Raw genomic sequence first — 2,114 nt, forward strand, 5'->3', positions numbered from 1 at the left:
ATGGCGGCGCAGGTGTTCACTGTGGATCCCTGGGCGGCGCAGGAGTTCCGCCAGCGTGATGGAACCCTTGACGGTGCCGCCACTGGCCCTGGCCAGGGCCACACCCGCCGGATCACTGGCTTTGAGGCGAGTGGTCTCCAACAGGACTTGCTGGGCCTGGATGGCCTTTTGCTTGGCTGCAAAGGCGCGCCAGCGGCGATCATCCACCAGGCCCAATTCCCTGCCCATGGGTGTGAGCCGTCGATCAGCGTTATCGCCCCGCAGCAGGAGACGATATTCACTACGACTGGTGAGGACCCGATAGGGCTCCCGCAGATCCTTGCTCACCAGGTCGTCAATCATGGTGCCCATGTAGCTGCTGTCCCGGGACAACACATGGGGAGGCTGACCCCCCGCCTGCCGCGCCCCGTTGAGACCGGCCAGCAGGCCCTGGGCAGCGGCCTCCTCATACCCGGTGGTGCCGTTCAACTGGCCCGCTGTGTACAGGCCATGAATCCCTTTCACCGCCAGACTGGGCCAGCACTGGGTGGCGGGAACGTAATCGTACTCCACTGCATAGGCGGGCCGCAGCATAACGCAGTGTTCCAGCCCCGGCAGGGTGCGTAGCAACTGCAATTGCAGGGCCTCGGGCAATCCTGTACTGAAGCCCTGGATATACAGCTCGGGGCTGTCAAGACCCTCCGGCTCCAGAAAAATCTGGTGGGACTCCTTCTTGGCAAAACGGACGATCTTGTCCTCGATGGAAGGGCAATAGCGGGGACCCTTGGCATCCAGAAAGCCGCCGTAGATGGGTGTGAGGTGGAGGTTGTCGTGGATCAGTTGGTGGGTGGCGGCGGTGGTGCGGGTGATATGGCAACTGAGTTGGGGACCACTGATCCAGGCCTCGGGATCAAAGCTGAAGTAGCGATCCGCCGCGTCACTGGGTTGCTCCTCCAGATCCTCCAGGGCCACGCTGGCGCGCTCCACCCGGGCGGGGGTGCCGGTTTTGAGACGGTCCACCTCCAACCCCAGCCGCTGGAGAGCAGTTGTCAGGCCTGTTGCCGCAGCCTCCCCGGCCCGGCCGGCGCTTTGGGAACGACTGCCGATCCAGATGCGTCCCCCCAGGAACGTGCCGGTGGTGAGCACCACCGCCTCGGCGCCGTAGCGACTCCCGAAATAGGTTTCCACCCCATGGACCCGCAGGTTGCCCTCGCTGCGGCTACCGCTGGTGAGCAGGTCGGTCACCATGGCCTCCCGCAGGGACAGGTTGGGTTGTTCTTGCAGGAGCCGTTGCATGCCAAGGGCATAGCGCCGTTTGTCGGTTTGGGCCCGCAGCGCCCACACCGCCGGGCCGCGGCTTGCATTCAACAGGCGCTTTTGAATGGCGTGGGCGTCCGCCAAGCGGCCAATGGCACCCCCCAGGGCATCCACCTCATGGACCAACTGGCTCTTGGCGGGACCACCCACGGCAGGATTACACGGCTGCCAGGCGATGCGATCCAGATTGAGGGTAAACAGGGCGGTGGAACAACCCAGCCGGGCGGCGGCCAAGGCGGCTTCGCAGCCGGCGTGGCCGCCGCCCACAACGATCACGTCAAATTGCTCACTGCAGGAATGATCCACGGTTTCATTCTAAGCGGCAGAAAGCCCCACGCCACGGGCCATCAGCGCCGCCAGCAGGGGAATGGACGCAAAGCCCGCCAACTCCACGTTGACGATCCAGGCCAAGCGCGTGGACAACGCCTCACTCACCCGGGGCAACTCCCCTTTGCGCAAGGGAATCACCCACAGAATGTAGGTGACGGTGGGATAGAGGGACAACGCCCCCACCGCCAGGAACACCCCCACCTTGATCCAGAAGAGGGGGTTCTGGGTGTAGAAGCCGGCCCCTTGCCCGAAATAGAGCACCCGCAGGATGCCGCTGCCCAACAGCAGCAGCGCCGCCAGGCCGTAGATGACGTCGGTGATGACCATCCTGGTGGCCCGGGGACGGTCAGGGTTGGGCTGAATCAACTGGCGCTCCATCACGAGGGAGCCAAAACAGACCATGAAGCTGAGGTCATGGACGTAGGCCATCACCGCGCTGGTTAAAACCTGACCCATGGAGAACAACAGGAGACGCAGGTTCACCGTAT

At 64.0% G+C, this 2,114-nt stretch carries 2 protein-coding genes; both read right to left on the reverse strand.

All coding sequences use genetic code 11. The features are described from left to right. Positions 1 to 1,602, reverse strand: a 1,602-nt coding sequence (mnmG, locus tag BG35_RS0109545) for a tRNA uridine-5-carboxymethylaminomethyl(34) synthesis enzyme MnmG (RefSeq protein WP_025782639.1), incomplete at its 3' end; no start/stop codon positions are given. 9 nt (positions 1,603 to 1,611) lie between these two features. Continuing rightward, positions 1,612 to 2,082, reverse strand: a complete 471-nt coding sequence (locus BG35_RS0109550) for a DUF2214 family protein (protein WP_034418410.1) — start codon at positions 2,080 to 2,082, stop codon at positions 1,612 to 1,614. Between the last annotated feature and the right edge of the window lie 32 nt (positions 2,083 to 2,114).

It is taken from the genome of Candidatus Synechococcus spongiarum SH4 (assembly GCF_000586015.1).
GTDB classification, from domain to species: Bacteria; Cyanobacteriota; Cyanobacteriia; order PCC-6307; family Cyanobiaceae; genus Synechococcus_B; species Synechococcus_B spongiarum_F.